Source organism: Sphingosinicella humi (assembly GCF_003129465.1).
GTDB lineage: Bacteria > Pseudomonadota > Alphaproteobacteria > Sphingomonadales > Sphingomonadaceae > Allosphingosinicella > Allosphingosinicella humi.
The window spans coordinates 2,433,867-2,457,327 of sequence record NZ_QFFF01000001.1 but is presented as its reverse complement, the minus strand read 5'-3'; the positions used below and the strand labels follow the sequence as shown (position 1 = coordinate 2,457,327).

At 58.6% G+C, this 23,461-nt stretch carries 14 protein-coding genes; 7 read left to right on the top strand and 7 right to left on the bottom strand.

Translation table 11 applies throughout. The annotated features are described in order from the left end of the window. Positions 1-25 precede the first annotated feature (25 nt). Positions 26-442, bottom strand: a complete 417-nt coding sequence (locus DF286_RS12060) for a DUF4268 domain-containing protein (protein ID WP_158274685.1) — start codon at positions 440-442, stop codon at positions 26-28. Continuing rightward, positions 432-3,806 carry a TM0106 family RecB-like putative nuclease gene (locus DF286_RS12055; RefSeq protein WP_109271661.1) on the bottom strand — a complete coding sequence of 1,125 codons (3,375 nt, stop codon included), beginning with the start codon at positions 3,804-3,806 and terminating at the stop codon, positions 432-434. Before DF286_RS12055 ends, DF286_RS12060 begins: the two co-directional genes overlap by 11 nt. Positions 3,807-3,920: 114 nt before the next feature. Here DF286_RS12055 and DF286_RS12050 point away from each other — a divergent pair, with 114 nt between their 5' ends. The 5 genes from DF286_RS12050 (at position 3,921) to DF286_RS12030 (ending at position 12,021) form a co-directional block, all read left to right on the top strand. Then, positions 3,921-4,295, top strand: a complete 375-nt coding sequence (locus tag DF286_RS12050) for a hypothetical protein (RefSeq protein WP_109271660.1) — start codon at positions 3,921-3,923, stop codon at positions 4,293-4,295. A 208-nt stretch (positions 4,296-4,503) separates the two neighbouring features. Then, on the top strand, positions 4,504-7,008 hold the full coding sequence (locus DF286_RS12045; protein WP_109271659.1) for a type I restriction-modification system subunit M: 2,505 nt from the start codon (positions 4,504-4,506) through the stop codon (positions 7,006-7,008). Beyond that, a complete protein-coding gene (locus tag DF286_RS12040) occupies positions 7,002-8,267 on the top strand; it encodes a restriction endonuclease subunit S (RefSeq protein WP_109271658.1) in 1,266 nt (421 codons plus the stop codon). Before DF286_RS12045 ends, DF286_RS12040 begins: the two co-directional genes overlap by 7 nt. Then, positions 8,264-11,314: a type I restriction endonuclease subunit R gene (locus tag DF286_RS12035; RefSeq protein ID WP_109271657.1), complete on the top strand. Its 3,051-nt coding sequence runs from the start codon at positions 8,264-8,266 to the stop codon at positions 11,312-11,314. Before DF286_RS12040 ends, DF286_RS12035 begins: the two co-directional genes overlap by 4 nt. Continuing rightward, positions 11,314-12,021: a M48 family metallopeptidase gene (locus DF286_RS12030; protein WP_109271656.1), complete on the top strand. Its 708-nt coding sequence runs from the start codon at positions 11,314-11,316 to the stop codon at positions 12,019-12,021. The genes DF286_RS12035 and DF286_RS12030 overlap by 1 nt, the downstream gene beginning before the upstream one ends. A 241-nt stretch (positions 12,022-12,262) precedes the next feature. Here the strand turns inward: DF286_RS12030 and DF286_RS12025 are convergent, their stop codons facing one another. From DF286_RS12025 to zorA, 4 genes are all read right to left on the bottom strand, one after another. Next, complete coding sequence (locus tag DF286_RS12025) at positions 12,263-15,181, bottom strand: DEAD/DEAH box helicase (protein ID WP_109271655.1); 2,919 nt, start codon at positions 15,179-15,181, stop codon at positions 12,263-12,265. Beyond that, positions 15,178-16,485, bottom strand: coding sequence for an EH signature domain-containing protein (locus tag DF286_RS12020; protein WP_146193616.1), 1,308 nt, complete (start codon positions 16,483-16,485; stop codon positions 15,178-15,180). Before DF286_RS12020 ends, DF286_RS12025 begins: the two co-directional genes overlap by 4 nt. Positions 16,486-16,577: 92 nt before the next feature. Continuing rightward, on the bottom strand, positions 16,578-17,375 hold the full coding sequence (locus DF286_RS12015; protein ID WP_109271653.1) for an OmpA/MotB family protein: 798 nt from the start codon (positions 17,373-17,375) through the stop codon (positions 16,578-16,580). Between the two features lie 8 nt (positions 17,376-17,383). After that, positions 17,384-19,330: an anti-phage ZorAB system protein ZorA gene (gene zorA, locus DF286_RS12010; RefSeq protein WP_109271652.1), complete on the bottom strand. Its 1,947-nt coding sequence runs from the start codon at positions 19,328-19,330 to the stop codon at positions 17,384-17,386. Between the two features lie 131 nt (positions 19,331-19,461). On the opposite strand from zorA, the gene DF286_RS12005 reads away from it, so the two are divergent. Both DF286_RS12005 and DF286_RS12000 read left to right on the top strand, forming a co-directional pair. After that, positions 19,462-20,667, top strand: coding sequence for a hypothetical protein (locus DF286_RS12005; RefSeq protein ID WP_109271651.1), 1,206 nt, complete (start codon positions 19,462-19,464; stop codon positions 20,665-20,667). Beyond that, a complete protein-coding gene (locus DF286_RS12000) occupies positions 20,664-21,884 on the top strand; it encodes a hypothetical protein (protein ID WP_109271650.1) in 1,221 nt (406 codons plus the stop codon). Before DF286_RS12005 ends, DF286_RS12000 begins: the two co-directional genes overlap by 4 nt. Here DF286_RS12000 and DF286_RS11995 read toward each other — a convergent pair. Continuing rightward, positions 21,881-22,567: a hypothetical protein gene (locus DF286_RS11995; RefSeq protein ID WP_109271649.1), complete on the bottom strand. Its 687-nt coding sequence runs from the start codon at positions 22,565-22,567 to the stop codon at positions 21,881-21,883. The two genes, DF286_RS12000 and DF286_RS11995, sit on opposite strands and share 4 nt — an antisense overlap. Positions 22,568-23,461 lie beyond the last annotated feature (894 nt).

The window sequence follows — 23,461 nt, the reverse complement described above, 5'->3', positions numbered from 1 at the left end:
AGTTCTCGTTCCCGATGGCTGCTGATCAGGCTGATGACCGGAGACGAGGGCCGAACTCTCGCTCGAATGCCCGCATCATTTTGATGGCCCACCTATGCTGCTCGTCCCAATCCCCTCGGTCCTCAAACCCCCGGCTCAGCGTGGCTCTGATCGCAGTCTTCTTGCGTCCATCCTTCTTCTCCCAGGCCAGGCTTTCCCCGATGGCAGCCTGAATGGTTGAACGATCCCGGTAAAGAGCTTCAAACCTGGCTCGATCTTCATCCCGCTCGTTGTTCAGATTGACCTGAATGGCATCCCGGCGGACGCTCAAACTGATATGCGAGCCCGGCACGATATCCCTCATCGGAGCCCAGTTTTGGCCGGGCGCCCTCATGTCTAATCCGGCTTCCTTCGCGCGCTCGGTGAAGATGGCTAGATATTGGGCAAGAACTTCATCCGGCATGAGCATCTCCCGTTGCTGCCGATCTCAACCATGCAAGCGTATTTACCAATCGCAGATGTTCGACGGTCTTTGCGTCGAGTTCCAGAAGCTTAGGGTTTGCCAGCACAACCGCGAGGGTGCGCGCACGGCTTATCGCGACGTTGAGCCGATTCTTCGAGTAGAAGAAGTCGACGTGGCGAGGCAGATCGCCTGGTGTCGATGTCGCGAGGGAAACGATCACGACCTCGGCCTCCTGGCCCTGGAACTTGTCAACGGTCCCGACGCGCGCACCAGCCGGCAGCCGTTCCTTCAAGGCATTCACCTGCAGATTGTAGGGTGCCACAACGAGAATATTCTCGAGACCGATCGTCGCTTCATGGCCACGTCGGTTGACATATCGTTGGCCACACAGACTTTCGACGAGCTCGGCCGCCACCTCCACCTCTTCATCGCTGCGCTGGCTGCAACCGCTATGATGCATCTCGACCATTCGAATGCCGTTCGGCGACAGCTGATCGTGAGCAGTCTCGTCCAGCAGCAATTGCTGAGCTTCGTTGTCAGGATGAGCTCTTAGCCGGCCGTCATAGACCGCTTCGGAGATGAAACCGCAGATCGACGAGTGCATCCGCCAGCTGGTGTCGAGGAGAATGCCCTTGTCGGGAGCGATCGTTGCGGCTCCTTGCAGCAAATAGTCCAACACCGATTGGCCGCTCTCGCCGGGATGAGCCCCCTGGATCGGCTGCCCCAGCTGCATCTGATCTCCAACCAAAATGATGTTCTTCGCAGCAGCCCCCATCGCCATCAGGTGACCCAAAGACACCTGACCTGCCTCGTCGACAAAGAGATAATCGAGGGCCTGATCCATCTTCTCCCGGGCAAACAGCCATGCGGTGCCACCGATCAGGTCTGGCATCGCATCCTCGATGTCCTTTGCATCGGTAACGTCTTCGATCAGCCCGCCGTTAAGAAGCGTATCCGGGTCGCCTCGCGTCACCTTCTTCATGCCGCTGAAATCGAGCCCCAGCTCCTTCGCGACGGCTTCCACTTTGGCGAGAAGATTATTGATCGCCTTGTGGCTGTTGGAAGAAACGCCGACGCGCTTTCCCGCCGCGATCAGCGCGCAAATGACATGCGCGCTTGTATGCGTTTTGCCCGTCCCGGGAGGCCCCTGAATGAAGAGTGTCGACCGATCGAGCGTCATCGCGCGCCCAGTGGTGGCTTCGATCAGCGTCTCGTCCGGCCGGACCAGCTCTCCGCCGTCCCACCCAGCCAAGCGAGGTGGAGCCCGCTCAATGAGGTCGATTATGGCGCGATATCGGTTTCCGTCGCCGGCCGCGAGTGTACCGGCCACCCGCTCCACCGCTTCCTCGAGGACGGAAGTATCGAGCGGCCAGCCGGGGATCAACGAGCCGCTCTGAGGGAAAGTATCCTCCCCTTTGAGCACACGCTTCACCTCGACGAAGCCATTTGCCCGGTCGAGCGCCACGATCGTTCCCATGGGCATCAATGTCGGTGCGTGGACCACTGTCGACCCTTCACGCAGCTTCGTGTCCTGATGGGGAAAGCGGTAGCGAGCGACCGTGGATCGCTTTTCTTGACGAAGCCAGGTGCCGGAGACGGGCTCGATAGCGCCGATACACTCGCCATCGTCTATAAGTTCATCGTCGTCGCGGCCGCAGCGGTCGAAGACCGCCCACTGTTCCGGCTTCTTCGCACGGCTGTGAAAGTCGATCAGATGCGCAACGAGTTCACGGCCGCGCTCGGATAGGCAGGTTGCGTTTGCGCGCACCGACTCTCTGAGCGCCGCTAGCCTGGCTTCGCGTGCAATCGCCTCTGCTGTTTTCTCAGGATCGGGAGCTGGGCCCTGTTTGGTCCACCACGGAAGCTCAGGACGCAGCGTCAGGAGCCAGTCTCGCAAGCCCTCCGTGTTCTCACAATCCACGCGGTTGTAGGCGAGAATGCCATCGAGGAGCGCCTGCTCGCCCGTCTCGCGCCAGCGATGATAGTGGACGATCGACTGATCGGCCTTTGTCACGTCCTCCGCGCGCTTTTCTGCGAAAAAGATCTCGAGCGTCTTGAGGCTGAGATTTGGCTCTGACGTTCGAATGGCTGCACGCGCCACGGAGTAGAGGTCCACGAACTTCTCCGCGCGAAGGAGGCTATCCACCTCGGCCTCTCTGCTTGCAAACGCTGTCGAGAGGCGGCGGAGGACCGTCACTTCATAGGCGGCATAATGATAGATATGTGCATGGGGGTTCGCCGCCACGTGCTCGGTGAACCAGTCAACCATTGCCTCAAACGCGGCGCGTTCGCTGGCGCGATCATGGCCCCACTCATAGCGAAAAACAGGCTCGCCGGCTGCGTCGCGGTAATGAACGCCCCAGAGATACTCGAGGCCGTCGGGATAGAGTGGATCCCCCTCAAGGTCGAAAAAAAGATCGGCAGGATCGGGGGCGGGTAATCTCGCGAAACCTCGCCCTTCCTCTAAGGGCAGGTGCTCGACCACCGGTTCGCCTGTCAGCCGTGCGACCTGGAGAACTGCTTGTGCCCGCAGGCGCTCAAATGTGGACGGCGCGAGCTTCGGCACACGCGTTCCGACGGGCAGCGCGGCCAACGCTGCCACGGTCGAAACACCAGCATCCCGCAGTTTAGCAATTTGCGATTTCTGCATGCCAGCGACACGCGAAAGATGATCAATCGCTTCCCATTCTGCTGCGCATACTTCGCGCCAGCCACACAAGCTACAGGAAGAGCAGGGCTCGCCTACGGACCCTTGGGCGCCGCCCTCAATAAATGTCAGATAGCGATGCGTCGAAGCATCAAGCGTGTGACGAAACTCCGTCGTGCGGAATTCCTCCTCTCGGCAATCCCCCAGCACAAGGTGCATGCCGTGGGGGCGCACTCCCTGCACCTTGGCGATCATTTCGGAGTACAGAGCGAGTTGCAGGACATGCTTGGGACTGGCGGTGCGCGCGAGCTTGGTGTCGATGACCTCATATGACCAACCGCCAAGCTCGGACGGCCGCTCTACGCGCCGCAGGAAGTCAGCGAAGCCATGCCACGGTGCATCGAGGAATGTGGCCTGGTAGATGATCGGCGCCCCAACCCGCATGGCGTCCAGAGTCTCCGCTGCGCGCTTTTCAAGCGTGCCTCTGCTAGAGATCTCGATCACTCCGCCCTTCTCTCGAAGGCTGGCCAGGTAAGCACCCTCATGGGCGTGTCCCGCCTGCTGAATGAGAACGGCGCTCTCATCATCTTCTGCAGGATCGGGAAGACTATCGGGCTCGATCAGCTTTCGAAGGTTCAAAGCAGCCGCATGGGCGCAGCCTAGAAAGGCGTTCAGGTCTGATGCGGAATGCAGCAGTGAATCGTTGTGGACACGCATATCCCCCCTTTCGACCGCACCTGCGTCAGATTCGGTCGCGTCGCTCGCCCGACATGAAGCTAGACCATTGCGCCGCCTTGCTTCAAGGTAAGTGCTTGATTTGGAGACCGCTTGATGCCGATGTGGACACCGATCCCGCTAGACTATGAGCCGTGGACGAAAGGCACGGATGTGTTTGTGCGTTCCAGCACGACGTTCGACGCATCATCATTGGGCAAATCAACCCCTGCCCGAGACACAGCTCGACAGAAGCACTTTGAAGAGGTTGTCCGGCGCATTGCATGGCACCTCGGCAGCGATACCGTTCCCGTGTTCATCGACTTCAATGGCGATCGACGCCGGATGGATAAGGGCTGCATGGGACACGCGGTCGCTGGAGGCTTCCTCGAGCCGGTGAGCAACGGTGAGAGCGGGTACATCACTCAGGTAACATTAAAGTCGGGTGTCATAGATGCCGGCAAGGGTGGCTCAGTGCGGCGAGAGAACTAAGTCTGCGAACTGGCTGCTCCTCACCCGCAGCAGCAACGCGCTCGCGCGCAGATCATGATGCAGCAAGTTGTCGTTGATAGACTGCTTGTCTATCGAAATTGGGTGGCATGGACATGCCTCCAGGGGGGCACCCACTCAATCGTGCCATGGTCCGTCCGCCTTAGACGTTCTGCCGCGAGCACGAGTAATTTCGTACGAAGAGAGATACATGGCGATTAAGAAGTCCGAGCTGTACAGTTCACTATGGTCAAGCTGTGACGAGCTTCGAGGGGGTATGGATGCAAGCCAATATAAAGATTACGTGCTTTCGCTTCTTTTCATCAAATACGTCAGCGACAAATATGCAGGCGTTCCCTTCGCCCCAATCAAGATTCCGGCGGGCGCCGATTTTAAAGCGATGGTCGCGCTCAAGGGAGCGACCGACATTGGCGATCAGATCAACAAGAAGATCATCGCCCCGCTCGCTGCCGCCAACAACCAACTAAACCAAGCCGACTTCCCTGATTTCAATGATGCCGCCAAGTTGGGCGACGGCAAGGAGAAGGTGGAAAAACTCACCAATCTCATTGCCATCTTCGAGAACCCGGCGCTCGATTTCTCGAGGAACCGCGCCGAGGGAGATGACATTCTGGGCGATGCCTATGAGTATCTCATGCGTCACTTCGCCACGGAGAGCGGCAAGAGCAAAGGTCAATTCTACACGCCCGCCGAGGTCAGCCGCGTCATGGCACAGATCATCGGCATCGGTCAGGCCAAGACCAGTTCCGACACCACGGTTTACGACCCCACGTGCGGCTCCGGCTCCCTGCTGCTGAAAGTCGGAGACGAAGCCGGTACCAAGGTTTCGCTCTACGGGCAGGAGAAGGACTCGGCTACCAGCGGCCTCGCCCGCATGAACATGATCCTGCACGACAACCCGACCGCGCAGATCGCGCCCGGCAACACGCTGACTGATCCAAAATTTAGGGACGGCTACGCGATAAAACAGTTCGATTTCGTCGTCGCCAACCCACCGTTTAGCGATAAGCGGTGGAGCACGGGGCTGGACCCGCACCATGACCCCCACGACCGTTTTAAGGGCTTCGGCATCCCGCCCAACAAACAGGGCGACTATGCCTATCTACTCCACATCATCCGATCACTTAAGAGCACCGGTTCTGGTGCATGCGTCCTTCCGCACGGCGTCCTGTTCCGTGGCAATGCCGAGGCTGCCATTCGCCGCGCCCTTGTTCGCAAAGGCTATATCAAGGGCATCATCGGCCTGCCCGCAAACCTTTTTTACGGCACTGGCATCCCCGCCTGCATAGTCGTCGTGGACAAAAAGGACGCGCAGGCCCGCAAGGGCATTTTCATGATCGACGCGTCCCAAGGCTTCATGAAGGACGGCCCCAAGAACCGCCTCCGTGCGCAGGACATCCACAAAATCGTAGACGCCTTCACCAAGTCGCTCGATGTACCGGGCTACGCCCGCTCAGTGTGTTACACTGAGATCGAGAAGAACGACTACAATCTTAACCTGCCACGCTACATCGACAGCCAGAAGGCGGAAGACTGGCAGGACATTGATGCCCATTTGCGCGGCGGCATCCCGCAGGCCGACATCGACGCACTGAACGCCTACTGGGAAGTTTGTCCCAATCTGAAATCCGCGCTCTTCACCGAGGCACGGCCCGGCTATGTCGATCTCGCGGTCGACAAATCCGCGATCAGATCGGCGATTTTCGAGCACAGGGAATTTGCCGACTTCACCGCACAGATGACCGCGCATTTCGACAGCTGGCGGACGAAGAATGCCGAAGCACTGAAAGCCTTGAAGCCAGGCATCCATCCTAAAGAGGTGATCGGCAAGCTCTCCGAGGGGCTGCTTGCCCATTACGCGGGCAAGCCGCTGATCGACAAATACGACGTCTATCAGCATCTTATGGATTATTGGGCCGAAACAATGCAGGACGATTGCTATGTCATCGCCCTCGACGGTTGGAAGGCCGTGCCTTACCGCATCATCGAGAAGGATAAAAAGGGCAAGGAGAGGGACAAGGGCTGGACCTGCGACATTATCCCCAAGCGCTATATTATTGCCCGTTACTTCGCCAGGGACCAAGCCGAGATCGACGAACTGAATGTCAAGCTCGAAGCCGCCAACGCTGCGATTGCTGAGCTGGACGAGGAACACAGCGGCGAAGAAGGTTTGCTCGCCGAGTGCCGCACCGAGAAGGGCAAGGTGACAGCGGCCCTGCTCAAAGCCCGTCGGAAAGCGCTGGCGGGCGAGTTGGATGCTGGCTTTTTCAAGCGATACGACACGTTGTTAAAACAGGGCGGCGCGGGTGAGGCAATCAAGGCCGAGTTCCTTGAGGCGATCCCGGACTTTCAGGAAATCTTCGCGATCGACGATATGCTGAAGCTGCTCGATGAGCGCGATGATTTGGCGGATGCGGTCAAGAAGGCAGAGGCGAAGCTGGATGCCGCCGCCTATGCCAAATACCCCAAGCTGACCGAGGCCGAGATCAAGGCCCTTGTGGTCGATGACAAGTGGATGGCCCGCATCGACGCGGACATTCACGGCGAAATGGACCGCATCAGCCAAGCATTGACCCAGCGTGTCCGCACGCTGGCGGAACGGTATGACACTCCGATGCCTAATCTTGCCGCGCTTGTCGCCGACCTTGAAACCAAGGTCGAGGGGCATCTGAAAGCGATGGGGTTCGCATGGTGATGGCCTTAGCGAAAGGCAAAACGAACACCGACTTTAAACAATCTGAAGTCGGTTCCATCCCAACAGATTGGTCAATCAAACTATTGCCGGAGGTTTGCCGATTCAGGGGCGGAAAAGCGCACGAGCAATTCGTTTCCGAGCATGGGAAATATGTTTGTGTGAACTCAAAATTCATCTCCACTGATGGCGCAGTGCGCAAGTTCGCTACGAAGAATTTTTGCCCAGCTAAGCGTGGCGACATTCTTATGGTGATGAGCGACCTTCCCAATGGGAAGGCTCTAGCAAAAACCTATGTCTCCGATGTTGATGATCTGTATGCGGTCAATCAACGTGTCTGCTCTTTGACCCCATACCGCGACGATTCGAAATATCTTGCCTACGCGTTGAATCGCAATCGCTACTTTCTACGCTTCGATGATGGCGTCAGCCAGACACACCTTTTGAACCCAGTGTTTCAAAATTGCCCTGTTGTTGTTCCAAGCTCGATTAAGGAGCAACAAGCCATCGCCGCCGCGCTGTCGGATGCAGATGCGCTGATAGAGGGGCTGGAAAGCCTCCTCGCCAAGAAGCGCGCCATCAAGCAGGGCGCGATGCAGGAGCTTCTTTCCGGGCGGCGGCGATTGCCGGGGTTCAGTTGCAAGTGGGAGGAAGCAACATTCGCAGAAGTCTTTGCCTTCCTGCCGACAGCGACCAACGCCCGCGATGATTTGTCCGATGAAGGCGACGCTGCTTACGTCCATTATGGCGACATCCACACGCGCTTTCACGAAATCCTCGATTTCAGCCGCATGTCGCCGCCACGGATCGAGCGCCATCGGTGTCCTAATGCCGCTACTCTGAAAAATGGTGACTGGATCATGGCGGACGCATCTGAAGATTTCGATGGTGTAGCCAAGAGTGTGGAAGTGACGGGCCTTAAGACCGGCGATGTTGCCATCTCCGGTCTCCACACGTTCCTGCTACGTGAGAAGAAGCCAACCTTTGCACCTGGCTTCAAGGGATACCTTGGAAACGCCAAGCAACTGCGCGAACAGTATCTTCGCGTCATGACTGGTATGAAGGTGTATGCCGTATCCAAGACCGCCTTGTGCGATCTTGTTGTCCCAGTTCCCGAACGGAAAGAGCAGGAAGCAATCCGCGACGTGCTCAACGATATGAGCGAGGAGTTGATCGCCTTGGAAGGCCGCCTCGCCAAAGCCCGCCAGATCAAGCAGGGCATGATGCGGGAACTGCTCACGGGGAGGGTGAGGCTAGTATGAGCGATTTTGTCGGCAAGCCGGAGAAGGCGACACAGAAGCGCATCATCGGGCTGTTCGACGACGAGCTAGGCTGGCGCTATCTTGGCGACTGGACCGACCGCTACGGCAACAGCAATGTGGAAGAGAAATTGCTGGCCGACTATCTGCGCGGCGCTGGATATAGCGACGCACATATCAGCGCCGCACTCTTCAAGCTCCGCACCCAGGCCCACAACACCCAGCGCAGCTTCTACGACAACAATCAAGCCGTCTATGGGCTGCTCCGCTACGGCGTCGATGTGCAGGTAGAAGCGGGCAAGCCAACCGACAATGTGAAGCTCATCAACTGGACCGAGCCGGAGAAAAACGACTTCGCCATCGCCGAGGAAGTGACGCTGAAGGGCGGCTTCGCGCGGCGCCCGGATTTGGTGCTCTACGTCAACGGCATTGCCATCGGCGTGATCGAGCTGAAGAACAGCCGCGTCACCATTGGCGACGGCATCCGCCAGCTTCTTTCCAACCAGCGTCCCGAGTTCAATGCCTGGTTCTTTTCCACCGTGCAGATCGTTTTCGCCGGCAACGATTCCGAAGGGGTGAAATATGGCACCATCGGCACCCCTGAAAAAATGTTCCTCCCATGGAAGGAGGACGAGGCCGACAACGCCAGTTTCAAGCTCGACAAATATCTAGCCAAGCTCTGCGATAAGCGCCGCCTGATCGAGTTAATGCACGATTTCGTGCTGTTCGACGGCGGGGTGAAGAAGCTCCCCCGCGTGCACCAGTATTTCGGGATTAAGGCGGCGCAACAGCATGTGCGCCAACGGAACGGCGGCATCATCTGGCACACCCAGGGCTCGGGCAAGAGCATCGTCATGGTCCTGCTCGCCAAGTGGATTCTTGAGAACAACCCCAACGCCCGCGTAGCCATCATCACCGACCGCGACGAGCTCGACAAGCAGATCAAGCGCGTATTCTCCGATGCGGGCGAAGCCATCCACCGGACCAGCAGCGGTCGCGACCTTATGGCGAAGCTTGCAGAGGCCAAGCCCCGGCTCCTGTGCTCACTCGTTCACAAATTCGGCAAGCGGGGTGGCGATGATTTCGACGCCTTTATTAAGGAGCTCGAAGCCCAGCCCGCCAAGACCGTCGGCGAGATTTTCGTATTCGTGGACGAGTGCCACCGCACCCAAAGCGGCAAGCTTCACAAGGCCATGAAGGCGATGATGCCCAACGCCGTGTTCATCGGCTTCACCGGCACGCCACTTTTGAAGCGTGACAAACAGACCAGCCTCGAGGTGTTTGGCAGCTACATCCATACCTACAAATTCAGCGAGGCGGTGGAGGATGAGGTTGTGCTGGATCTCATCTATGAGGCCCGCGACATCGACCAGAAACTCGGCTCCGAGGACAAGATCGAGGCGTGGTTCGAGGCCAAAACGAAGGGGCTCAATCACTGGCAGAAGGACGAGCTGAAAAAGAAATGGGGCACGATGCAAACCGTGCTCTCCTCACGCTCTCGCATGGAGCGCGTGGTGCAGGACATCATTTTCGACTTCAACGTGAAGCCGCGCCTTTCTAGCCAGCGCGGTAACGCCATCCTTGTCGCGTCATCCATCTATGAGGCGTGCAAATATTACGAAGCCTTCCAGAATACCGAACTGAAAGGCCGCTGTGCGGTCGTCACTTCCTATAATCCCATCGCGCAGGACGTTACCAAGGAGGAGACCGGGGCCAACTCCGAAACCGACAAGCAGTTCATCTACAACACCTATACCGATCTTCTGAAACACGTCGAAGCCAAGCCCGGCATGACCAAGACGGGATCCTATGAGGAGGACGCAAAGGATCGCTTCATCAAGCAGCCCGCGAACATGAAGCTGCTGATCGTGGTGGACAAGCTGCTGACGGGGTTCGACGCGCCGAGTTGCACCTATCTCTACATTGATAAGTCGATGCAGGATCACGGCCTGTTCCAGGCCATTTGCCGCACCAACCGTCTGGATGGCGAGGACAAGGATTTCGGCTTCATCGTGGATTATATGAGCCTTCTCAAGAAGGTGAATAAGGCCATCGCCGTCTATTCCTCCGAAATCGACACCAGCGCGGGCGGAGCCGATCCTGAGGTGTTGATGAAAGACCGGCTGGAGAAAGGCCGGGAGCGCCTGAATGAGGCCCTGGAAGTCGTCGCCCTTGTCTGCGAACCCGTCGAGCCGCCCAAGGGCGAGTTACAGCACATCCATTATTTCTGCGGCAATACCGAGATCGTCACCGACCTTGCCGAGCGTGAACCGCAACGCGCAGCGCTCTATAAGGCCGTCGCCTCGCTGGTCCGCGCCTTCGCCGGTATCGCCGATGAAATGGAGGAAGCGGGATACAGCGCCGCCGAGATCGTAGCGATCAAGAAGAAGGTCCAAAACGCCGTCGGCGTCCGCGATACCATCCGCCATGCCAGCGGCGAAGTGCTCGACCTCAAAGCCTATGAAGCGGACATGCGGCACCTGATCGACACCTACATCGAAGCCGACGCGCCGCGCAAAATCTCGCCCTTCGACAACGTGAGCCTCCTCGACCTGGTGGTGAAAAGCGGCATTGCCGACGCGATCACGGACCAGCTCGGCGGCATGAAGAGCCGGGAAGCGATCGCGGAAACTATCGAAAACAATATCCGTGCCAAGATCGTCAAGGAACATCTCAACGACCCAGTTTATTTCGAGAAAATTTCCGCGCTGCTCGACGAGATCATTAAAGCGCGGAAGGCCAAAGCGCTCGAATACGAGGACTACCTGAAACAGATCGGCGACCTCGTCACGAACATGATGCAGGGCACGGGCGACGTCACGCCGGCCGCGCTCGATACGCCCGGCAAACGGGCCCTCTTCAACAACCTTGGCGAGAACGAGGATCTGGCGCTCGAAGTCGACGCGACCGTTAAGGCGAACCGCCCAGACGGCTGGCGCGGCGTGGAACCGAAAGAGCGAGTTATCAAGGCCGCGATCTTCGCCATCCTTGGAGATGTGGATGAAGTGGAACGCATTTTTCCAATCATCGAAGCGCAGCGAGAATATTGATGGACACCGTTCTCGACATCGGCGGTGTCACCATTGATGTCGTCTTTAAGGACATAAAAAACGTTCATCTGAGCGTTTACCCTCCGACAGGCCGGGTGCGGATCTCCGCACCGCGCCGAATGGCCCTTGAGAACATCCGGCTCTTTGCAATCGCCAAAATTGGTTGGATCAAACGGCATCAGGCTAAAATCTCTGCCCAAGCCCGCGAAACCCCGCGTGAGTATTTAGAGCGCGAAAGCCATTATGTGTGGGGCCGAAGATACCTTCTTACGATCAAGGAGGGCGGTTGTAAGCCCGTCGTTACGCTAGGGCGTCGCTCGCTCGAGCTGACCATGCCGAAGGGCGAACCGTTGGAGACACGCAAGGAGGCGCTGATGGAGTGGTATCGCGCCGAACTGCGCGACCGAGCTGACGCGGTGCTCGCCAAATGGGCCAAGCGCCTCGATCTCCACATCAGAGGTTTCTATATCCAACGGATGAAAACCAAGTGGGGCAGCAGCAACCCCACGCGGCGCACCGTACGGCTCAATCTCGAGCTTGCAAAGTTTCCCACCGAATGCCTGGACTATGTGGCTCTGCACGAGCTCGCGCATTTCAGAGTGCCAAACCACAGTGAGGCATTTGTTCAACTTCTTGATCTGCACATGCCCGGCTGGCGCATCGCTCGAGACCGCTTAAACGAAGGGCCATTGCCGACGATAGGCTAGAACCAGCCGGTCCGCCGGCTGGTTAGCCTCGAAGCGGCCACACCGCCTAATGCCGGCCGAGTGCGACGGCCGTGGTCCGCGTGGTCGCTAACGTTCGGGCCTGTTCTTCATGCGTCAGAGGCCGGAGGTGGCACCGATCGCCATTACCCATCACGAAGGATAATCGGGGGCCGTATCGTCCGTCCCGCCCAGATCATCACGCACCTTCTAAGGTAGACTTCGGGGGCGCCTAGAACCACACTTATGCTATGGTCTCTTCGAATAACTGCCTCGCATCCTCCTCAGAAAGTGCGGGGGGCATCAACATTTCCCTGCTGAGTTCTCGTTTTCTCGTCAGCAGAGAGTGGAGCCGCCTATCGAAGCTATGATCTTCTCCGCCCGGCAGGAGTGCCATCGGGTAGTACACCGTCACGGGCTTATCCTGTCCAATACGATAGCACCTGTCGGTGCTTTGATCCTCAACAGCGGGGTTCCACCAACGCGTGAGATGCACGACATGGTTGGCCGCCGTTAGAGTGAGGCCCACCCCGCCTGCCTTCGGCGAGAGAATCATCACATTAAAGCCGTTTGCCTGCGCCTGGAAAGCGTCGACCCGCTCTTGACGTTTGGGCCCCGACACATTTCCCGAGATAATCATCGGAGCACGCGGGAGCGCATACCTCCTCTGGAGAACGCCAGCGAGGTCGCTTTGCGCATCCCTGAACTCCACAAAGAGCAATGCTTTCTCGCCCTTTGCATGGATCTCATCGAGGATCTCGACGAGCGCCTCGAGCCGAGCCGATGATGCCAGATAATCCTCATCCGTAGCCACCACGGATCGCTCGAGCGGCGTTAGCGAGACCCGCCGCATCGCCTGTAGCGCCTCAAGCATCTTCCCCCGATCCTGTTTCTGCCTCGCTGCCGTTATAACGGCGGAGTAAGCGTTTGCTTGGAGGTCCGGCATCGGCCGTTCGACGGTCCGCTCTGCCTTGGGTGGAAGGGCGCCCAGAACCTCCTCCTTCATGCGCCGCAACATGACCGACGGACGCCCCTGCCCCGGTGATGTAAGCACTTCCTTGAGATGCTTCAGATCCTCCGGATCAGGTGCAGCCTCGTAGCGCTGGCTGAAGTCCTTCAATCCGCCCAGGGCGCCCGGATGAAGGGTGTCCATGATGCACCAGAGGTCAGCCAGCCTGTTCTCGATGGGCGTGCCGGTAAGCGCGAGAATGAATTCGGCTTGCATTGCCTTCGCGGCGTCGGTCACCTGCGTCCCAGGCGTTTTCACCTTCTGCGCTTCGTCGAAGACAATGGAGGAGAAGCGGACGCGCCCGAAGCTATGCTGATAATCGCGCAGGGTCTCGTAGGTCGTGAGGATCCAATCAGCCGTCTCGATGCGTTCGACATCAAGAACCGGCGTCGCCAGCTCCAATTCTGAGCCCGAGCTCAATCGCAACGCCCTGAGATCTGATCCATACGCGCGAAGGAGTTTGCCAATCCCCGGCTGCTCCAGATGAATGTCGTGCTCTTTCTCCCAGTTTCGTAGGAGCCCTGTAGGAGCAACGATAAGGACAGGGGCCGGCGTGATGTGACCGGCCCGCATCGCGGCTTTAGTCCAGGCCAAAAAAGCAAGCGTCTGGAAAGTCTTTCCTAGGCCCATGTCATCCGCGAGAAGCGCACCAGTCCACCCGGTCTGCCAGCAATCCTGAAGCCATTGAACACCATCCACCTGGTGTGGCTTTGGTTGCGACCGGAGCAGTGACTGGTACAGCTGCCTTGGCACTTCGGGTTCCCGACGCCGAGGATCGCTATTGAAAACGACACTTTCGAAGTTATTGCGAACAATGAGGACGTGAGGTTCGGGTCCCGGCTCTCGTTCCTGCTTATGAGCTCTGTCCTGCTCGTCGACGGCGACTTCTTCAGGTGAAGCGGCGCGTTTGATCTCGCTGAGCGCCGCCAGTGTCTGCTCGGAGGCAGGGATATGGATGCCGTCAAAAACGATCTCCGCTCGGCCTTGCTGTATCGCTTCTTCAATCTTTCGCGTGAGCCCATCCAGCCGCTCAGGGGGCAACTTGATGGGGGCGCCGTCCACGATGAGACCGACAGCCTCTGGCGGAAGCCAGGCTTCGCTTGCGACTTGCACCCAAGGGAGAACCTTCTTCTCCCATAGCCCTATTGCCTGGACGCGCTCTGAGAATTCTCTGGTTTCCTTGAAGAGGCCTTCGATGAGGTGCTCCTCAAGCTCGTCTCCAAGCGCTTCCTTGAGGTAGGCTCGAGGATTGCGCACAAACTCCTTCGCTATCTCGCCCCCGGCGCGCTGCGCCTTGCGTGTCACTTTAAGTGCCTCGCGAAGGGCAGGCGACACAAGGAGCACTACTCCTCCGGGTAGAGAGTAGCAGTTACGAGCATCTTGGAACCGGGCAAAGCGATCTCGGGCGAAGACCGACTGTAACTCGCCTTGAAGAAGAGGCTCCGGCTCCTCCTCTTCATCGCCGAGTGCATCGGGATCGTCAGGCGCCTTCCTGCCGGCGGCGAAAAGGACCGGATCAAAACGCACCTCCCCGTCCACCTCGTATGGAAGCAGAGAGAATGCCCCCGCGTGTGCAACTCGAACATCTCTTAGGTAGCGGCTTGCGTCGATGTCACCCGCCTCATTTTCTCGAGGCATGAATTCCTGAATGTCCAACCAGGCCTGGGTCCGCGTGTCTGGGTCTGAGGGATCCGTCGAGTTGAAGCGGTCGATCGCATCGACAATCCCGAACAGATCACTCGGCAGCAGGTAACGACGTGTGCCGATAGTGAGAAATGCGCCCGTCCGCTCCGGAGTAATGATCTGCCGACCAGAAACGTGGTCCCAGCGATAATCTACGCGGAAGCTGTCCTGTTCGATCGTGCCCTTATGCTGAATGAAAAGCGTGGCCGGTGGCGCTTGCGGGAGATGGAGCGCCGTGCGTACACCGGGACTCAATGCCGCTGCCTCGGCAGCCGGCAGGTGCACTTCATTGTGCTGAGTGAGCGCCTGCTCATCTTCGACGAGCCGCCAAAGCCTGCCGACAGCAGTTGCCATATTGGCGCCGCATATGCGCGGCCACTCTTCGACTGGGATGGGCGTGCCATTTAAGTGGCCTGTGATGATCACCCAGCCGTCGTTCGCCACCCACTCGAGCTGGACTTGATGGTTCACGGGCGCATCTCAGATACACTGACACGAATGCCAATTCGGGGGGCCAAGAAGTCCATTAGCTCTCGCTGCCAACGGTAGCTCTGCGTCGAATCATGACGCTGATCGAAAAGGCAATCTTCACGCAGATCGCTCGCGGAGTAGAACCGTCGCTCAAGGCGTGGTGCCCGGGAATCATCCTCTGCCCAGATTCTCGCAGATCCAGAGTGGCTCCATTCGGCAACCGTGAACTTGCCAATCTTCATTAGCATCACGGATTGCCGCCGCTCAGCGCCCTGTAACTGCCCGCTTGCGACGATCTTGCTCTTCTTGTCGGGGTGCCGGCGGATGTAATCAAGCGCCTCGCGGCCGAAAACGGGCCATGCCTCATCAATGGCTCCGTGTCGCTCGAGTGCTAACCAGAATGCGCGGCGCCACTTCCAGATCGGATCCGCCGTCGCACTGAGGATGTCGAAGAATAGGTCCAGCGCCTTGCGTGAAAGCCAGCGTGTTATCGTCTTCTTCGCGTCCTGGCTGACGCCGATCCATAGTTTCTTGTGACTCCTCGGGTCGCCGTAAAGCTCATCGAAGAACTGCATCAGCATCGCCCGAGCTGCCAGGTTCCTGAGTTCCTTGTGGGCGAAGGGAGCTAAGAGGGTGTCTGCAAGCTGAACTCGGAGCCCTGGAAAGGCCAGCTCCGAACCAAGGCGAAAAAACGACAATGCTTGGGCCACTGTCTCGCCGTCGAACTCAGCGGATGATTGCAGTTCCCGCACCAGCTTGCCGGCCAGGTATTCAGCGGTTGGCTCATGAAATCCAGAACGCGTTACGAGCTCGGTCGTGAAGCCAAGATCCCGCATGAGGCCTTTGACGTCACCGCGCGCCTCGAGCGCCGCGCTGGCGAGCCGCTCGTGAGCACCTTGTGCTTCGAAGAGACGCACTCCAGACGTTCGTTCCCGCCACCGAACGGCGAGTCTGCTGTTGTGGCGGCGCAGGTTACGATCAATGAATTCACCAGCCAAGGCTGCAGCGCTCGCGGCGGGAGCGTAATCTCGAATATAGCTGTATATCAGAGCAGCGAGCAGGCGAGGCTGCGCCTCAACCTCCAGAAGCTTGGCCAGTTGATCTGAGAAAGTCGAACGGGCGAGCAACGCGGGGCTGCCCTGGAGCGCTACCCACGGTGCGAGCAGCCAGTCCTCCTGGGAGGGAGCTTTGCCACCTCTCTCGCACCACGAAATGAATGTGCGAAACGCCTTGAGAAGTTCTTCCTCGCCAGGTTTGGCGGGTAGCTCAAACATGTTGAGCACGCGCTGTGCTACCACTGCCATTTGGCTGGATAGGGGCACGTGACGCGGAAGATCGTCTGCGATCGCGGCGCAGCCTTTTAGCCCCTCGACGGCCTTGGTGAACCGAAGGGATATCACTGAGCAGCGGCTCGTCTTATTCCGGAGGCGGCCCGCTCGAAGTCTCTTCGTGTCGGAGGAGACAACAAGAATCGTAGATCGATACGGCGATTGGATCTTCGCCCCTGCTCGGTCGCATTAGAATTTGGCGACCTCGGCCGACGATCCGCGTAGGCGCTCACTCCGAACAGCGTCGCGGAGCCGGAGGCGTTCTGCACCGCTTCGAGTCCTGGGGCCGCTCCCGTCATGAATTGGTATGTTCGGATAGCCCTCGCCGACGAAAGTTCCCAATTGTTGCGAAACTCGGCGGTGGCGATGGGGACGTTGTCCGTGTGACCTTCGACATAGACGGCCTCTAGGATTGATTCCGCGCCCTCGGGGCAGCGGTCCGTGATCTGCTGATTGCGGAGGCCATAGCAGGGGAGCTCCCGAGCCAAGATGTTCGCGAGGCGCCGCAGAGCAGCTTGGCCGCGCGCCCCTAGGTCAGCGGAGCCAGAAGCAAAGAGCGCTGATTCCGGTAGATGCAAGACACCTTGTTCGGGATCGGCAGCAACGTCATCGAGGTCCGCTGCCTTAAGCTCGCCCTCCAGCCGAAGCAGAAAATCCGATCGGACCTTTTCACGACCCTCCAACTCGTCTTGAAGGCGCGCCACCTCCGCATTCAGCTGCGCTTCCGCGCTCTGGTACGTGAGCGCGAAGATCATCAGCAGGATGATGAACACGAACAGCATGCCGATGAGAAGGTCGTTGAGGGATACGAAATAGCTATCCTCGGCCTTCGCCTGGCTGGTTCGTGGCTTCAGTCTTCGTGCCATCGGCTAAGTCACTCGGCAGCGATGGTAGCGGGAGTCGCAGCCAGCCTCAGCACACTGTCGTTGAAGGTCTTGAAATCGCCCTTTCTCGGAAGCTCATTCAGAACCTCATCAAGCTGCTGAATCGCGCCGCTGAGCCGCCCCACTGCCTCGGCCAGATCCTTATCGACCGACTTAACGAACTGAGTTGTCCGCTCGCCAAACTGCCCCAAGCCTTGGAATGTTTTTTCCATGGTCGAGGCCAGCGCATTGTTGAGCGTTGCCAGATCTCGGTTGATGTTCTCAACCCGCGTTCCGAGCCCTTCCAAGAAGCTCCCCGTGCGATCACTCATATCGCTGGTCTGACGGGCGGCTTCGGTCACGCTCATCGCCGCGACCTCAAGTTTCTCAGCAACCGACGTCATTTGTTCGGTCAGGCGACCAAGCGTTTCAGCCGCTTCGCCGGCGCTGGCTACTTCCGTCGTCAGGACAGACATAGCCCCGGCGAGTTCCCGTCCACTAGCGAGCGCCTGCTCGAACTGCTCCGCGAGGGCGCTGCTCCTGTCGGACACTATTTTAAGTGCCTCGGCACTAGCTTCGACGCGCCCAGCGGCACCCTCCAAAGAGTCACTGAGCTTCTCACCGGCCCGGCTGACTGCTTCGTCAATGTTGTCGACGGCCGCCAACATCGCATTCGAGAGCTCGGCTACACCACCGGTCATCGTGTCGCGTACTGTAGCCGCAGCACTGCCCAATGCTTCGGTCGAGGCGGTCACGCCGCTCACGACCTGGTCACGCACAACTGCGCCGGTTCCCTCAATTTCACTCGCCACGGACTTTAGTGAGGCAGCTACCTTTTCGCTGGTTCTCTGGATAATTTCGTCCATGTTCTCGCCGGCCGCCGCAAATCCGTTCCTGACTTCCGTGGCGCCCGCGTCCATTTGCCGGACGAATTGCTCGCCAGCGGCCTCGATCTTGGAGGGAATTTCTCCGATCGCATTCGCGGCCACCTCCAGCATCTGAGCGAGACGTGTGGTGTGCTCCTGCGCAGCACCACTAAGCTCAGATGAGAAGCGGTCTACCATCTTCTCTAGCGCATCCTGATTGATATCTCCGAGGCGCTCAGCCATGCCCTCGATTGATTGCTGAACTGGGGTCAGGGCGTTGCTAAACGTCTTTTGAATTCGCGCGTCTAAGGCCTCCGCGATGCTGACGGCGAAGTCCTGATTGAAGCGTTCCAGCTGCGTTGTCTGTTGCTCGAGCTGGTAGTTTGCAGCTTCCGCCAATCGCTCTGCCGTGACGAACCGCACCCGCCGCTCGAGGCAGTGGTTGATGTCCTCCAACATACCCTCGGCCACGGCCATCCTGCCATTCATCGCTCTCGCGAAGCAGAGTGAGCATGCCAAGGCCGCCACGGACGTTAGAAACTTCACCGCTGAAGCGCCGAGCAGCTGCCGAAGAGCCTCTTTGGATTCGTTCAGATCAGCGGTTATGCCGTCGCGTGCGATTAGCAGAGCGGCAACCAACCCCAAGAACGTGAAGAACAGTCCGATACCGACCAGGATGTTGGGTGTTGCTTCGAATGCCCGCAGATTTACCTTTCCGCGTCTATAAAGTCGTTCGTTGAAGTAGTCTGAGGGATGAAGAGGGCTTCTTAGGGAGCCTGTGCGTTCATCGACATAGAGCTCAGCTGAGTACGCTGCCCAAGCGTCACCGACGAACGGATCGTCTGCGAATCTTTCGTTCACCTCCTCTACAGAGGCTGCAAACTGCTGCGCATCATTCGAAGTCGACAGTGCCGATGCAAGTTGCCCAAGTGAGCTCTCGAACTGCGACAGTCGGACGGAGGCTTCCTTGTAGGATCTCCATGCGTAAAAGACGATAAAGCCACAAAGGATCAACGGCGTTAGCGGAAATCCGAAGACGCCTTTGATTCCTGTCTCGATCGGCCACATCACGACCGACAGCGATTCTAACATGGATGCTCCTCCCCCGAGGCACTCCTAGCTACCGTTGATATGTCAAAGTGTTAAGAGGGTTTGGTGATCGGTGTTGGAATAGGACAACGGAGCTGAAGCCCGTCCAAATCAGAGTCGAGCGGAACGGCACATTGATCGACACCGTTACGCGCTTGCTGCGACGCCTCCCTGACGGACGCGTCGGTGCCGAGTACATGGGGCTGGTTTATCCACTCTCGGACACCAACGGCATCAGCTTGGATGCCCAATGGTGCTACCCGTCCGACGCTCCGATCTGTCTAGAACCACCGGAGGTTGCGTCTTCTCGATCGGCAAGTTGGCACCTGGAGAACCTCGCCTCCCGCTCATATCTCTTTCTCAATGGCAGCGCTGACTACCTGGAACGGGCGCTTGCCGCGCTGCACGCTGCCAGTATTACGGTCGAACACTGGGGCCCCTCGTTCCGTGAGGGTCACTCCGGAAGACTGTTCGACTGGTTCATTCGAATGCCGGTTGGCAAGGAAGATGCCCCCAGCTCGTGGGAGCTAGACCAGATCCTAGCGCCGCTCGAAGACGAGGCGAACAAGAACCAGTCGGACGCAACTCTGCAGGATCAATTGAACCGCGCGCAGCGGCTGCTAGATGCCTTGCTACGTCGCCAAGCCCACGCTGAACGCCAGCTATCAGAGGCGTTCACGCGTGCTGATGCGCAGGCTGCTGCCATCCTTGAGATCGGCCGCAGAGCCAAGGAGCGGGAGCGGATCCTCGAGACGGAGCTCGCTTTCCTCCGTGCGAGCATGAACGCCTCGAAGTCGGCGACAAAACGCCCTACGCCCGAAGAGGCCCAGCTCAGAGAGATCATTCGAAAACTCGAGACCGAACGAGAAGATGCGCTGGGCAAGTGGACCGTCTCTGATGAGGCCTTTCAGAGAGCGGAGGCGGAGAGACGAGAGCTTCAGGCCCGGCTGGAGGAACTTGCACTTACGCCTCCCCCGTCGCCAGCGGGCGGGCGAAGAGGTCGCCAGCGAAGCCTTGATGAGCTGGAGACGACGATACGTGTGTTGCTTCCCGACATTCGCCTACTGCGTGGCTCATGCGAGTTCATTGTCACGGAGGTAGACGATCGCCGCGATCTTTACACAAAGTTGCGTATGCTAAGTGAGAATCCGACGTCTCTGCGCGGTAAGCGAGTGCATACAGCTGATGGATGGCTGGAGATACACTTCAGCACGGGCCGTGCCCGGGACGGGCGAATATACTATAAACGCAAGACGGAGAATGGCGCAGCGATGTGGGACATCTTAGTGTCTGACAAAGCTGCACAAGCTGGCGACATAAGCTGGCTGGGGGGACTATGATAAACACTAGCTCTATCTCGCACGCCCTGATCCTCGACGACGGCGAGATCAACCAGCTTCAGGTAGACGATAGCATTCGCCTGCGTCGCCGCACGGCGACACGGCTGCGCATGCGGATCGCCCTCTTCAGTCAGAGCACCTGCGCGATAATCGGCGCTGCAACGCTATCTGATGCATCTGCGGAAGACGATGATGGAGGAAGTGATTGGCAGTTTGATCAGGTGGAATGGTTCGCCTCTCCTGTAGCAGTATCCTCGGGCAAGTCCGGCCCAGTCTGGATCCGGCTAAGCCAACAACAGAGAGATGCCCTGCGCAGCAAAGAGCCATCAGCTCAGTTTGAACCTTCTCCAGCCGACGTCTCGCTGCCGCGACCGACCGATGAGGATCAAAGCCCAGCAGCGCGGAATGTAGTCACTGCCGCTGAGGCGGCTTCTGGCATCGCTGAGGTTATCATTTCGGAATTGCCCCATGGCGAGGCGCCGGCGTCGGTGGAGCCTACCGAGCCACTCGAAGAATCAAAAAACACGGAGGAATCTTCACTCGATCCGATCAATGCTGCACGTGAACGAGCGACGGCTTTCGTCCCGACTAGCCAGGTGACTGCGGATGAAGCCCGCCAGATCCTAATTCGGCTACGCGACGAGGAGATGAAGCCCTCTTTCCCCCTAGTGTCGCCGACGATGGGGATACTTCGACGCGCTATGATGCAGTCGCTGCTCGAGGAGGGTGTGAGCAGCAGAGAAGAGTATGCAAGGCTCGTTCCCGCTGATCTTCGAGCGGCCACCGACAAAACCCACGTCGCAGCTTACCTTGACGTGATCCTCGCGATTTTGGCTCGTCTCGAAGAGCCGCCGTTTAGCTCAGCCAGCGTTCGGCGTGGAAGCCACGGCGAACGGGTCGGCGAGGCTGGGACCGGGTGGACTGATGCTGAATTGTGGGCGGCCGTAGAGAGCTACGCGGAAATGCTGACGTGCGAGGCTAGAGGCATTCCCTATAACAAAGCCGCGAGGATTAGGCAGCTTCGCGAGGGCGTCCTGCGGAATCGCACGGCTGCTTCGGTAACGCTCCGATGGCAGAACATTTCTCACCTACTGTACAAAGCGGGCCGCCCATTCATCTCCGGGCTTAAACCCGCCTCGAATGTGGGCGAGAACATAGAGCGACGGTTGAGTCCGATGCTACGCCAGCGGCAGATCCTTCCTCCCGATAATGCTTAGGTCTTCTCATTCCAAGCTTTCCTGAAGTTCAGCCATTCACCGTGCAGCACCTCCTGGCCCTCATCCATGAGTATGTCGGTCACATAACCCCGGAAACCGATGCCATCGAGGCGGCGAGGGCCTACCAACAAATGGACGTGGACTGGATTGTCAGACCCGGCCTCCCCGGGACAATGCTGGATTAACCCCACTGGAAGTTGCCGCCTTCGCGCGAAAGCCTGGACGCTGAAGGCCCTCGCCTCCTCCCAGCAATGGTGCAACCGCCGTGCATCTGGGAAGCTCAACGTTACGTAGGCCAACAGGGCAGGAGCATGCGGGCAAGCAGCAAGATCAAACGCCTTTAGCAAGAGCTCGATGTCGTCGAAGGCATCGGGAGCATCCTCGGGCAAGACTGTGCCGTGGCGGTATGCAGTTATTGGGGGGCGATCTGGAGGCGCGTCGGTCGTATGCCCCTCTACAGGCCTGAGCTTGCGCCCTCCAAACTCAACGGCGGTGTTTGAAAAGCCTTGATAAGATTGCTTGAGGATCCCGAACACGAAATTCGGATAGGGTCCCAACGGATTGTCAAAGAGCCAGTCCATCGGGTTGTCCGACCTTAACTGAGCTTGAGCCCTGGCCTTCGCCGGCGTGCTGGACTGCGCCTTGGCAGCCTTGGTCTTCGGTGATCTAGAGGCCTTAGCCATTAGCGAGGTTCCCTCAGAGCGCGCATGGAACTCGCCGCCCGCTCGAGGCCGGCTGTGCGCTCCTCAAGACTGTAAAAGGGCGCACGGCTGACTACCTCGCGACTTAAAGCAGAAAGGCGGACTGAACGTCCCTCACCTGCTGATGGCACAAGCCAAAGCCCATGGCGGGTCGGGTCCTGCCACATGAGCGCTCGATCGATCCATTCCTCTCGGCGACCCCCGAGATAGTCGAAGGTCACTCCTTCGGGGATTGCAGGATCGAGCTCGAGACGGACGATAAGCATCCCGTAACTGATGACCTTGCTCAAATCCGTCGCTTCGTCCTGCAGGAGCGGGCGTGAGCAGGCGGTGCCCATGATGATGAGATTCGCCATTTGGAGGTGGAGCGTGTTCTCCGCCTCTACGTCCTTTCCGACGGCAAGCGTCTCGGCCGGCCCACCGATGAGACGTGCTACCTCTTGCATCCGGCGAAGGATGAGAGGTCGCGGAGTGGGGACCGGAATTGACCGGAGTGGCGATGCTCTCCTTTGCTCCGACCCACTAGGTGTCGAGGAGTTTCGCAGGATGTTAGTGGATGACGCTCGGTCGGCGATGGCTGAATTGTTAATGGCCATAGTGCATTCTTCTTGTCAGTCGCGCCGGCTCGACCCTCATGATCGCGACAGGTTTTCATCTTTCTGGCGGAGCCACCCTCCCCCCCTGGCTGTTCACAGCCCCTCCTTCTGCCATCTCCGCTTTCGGCGACCGAGTTGCCACTTGAGGGAACCGGCGCGTCTGGAGGGGCCGCCCTGGTGCGCTTGAGCTTCCGCTAACGGCAGCTTCTTCCGCTGACGCGCTACGAAAGTGGCTCAGCAGTGGACGCGGGTGGCTCAAGGGTTGCAGTCCCCTGCCCTC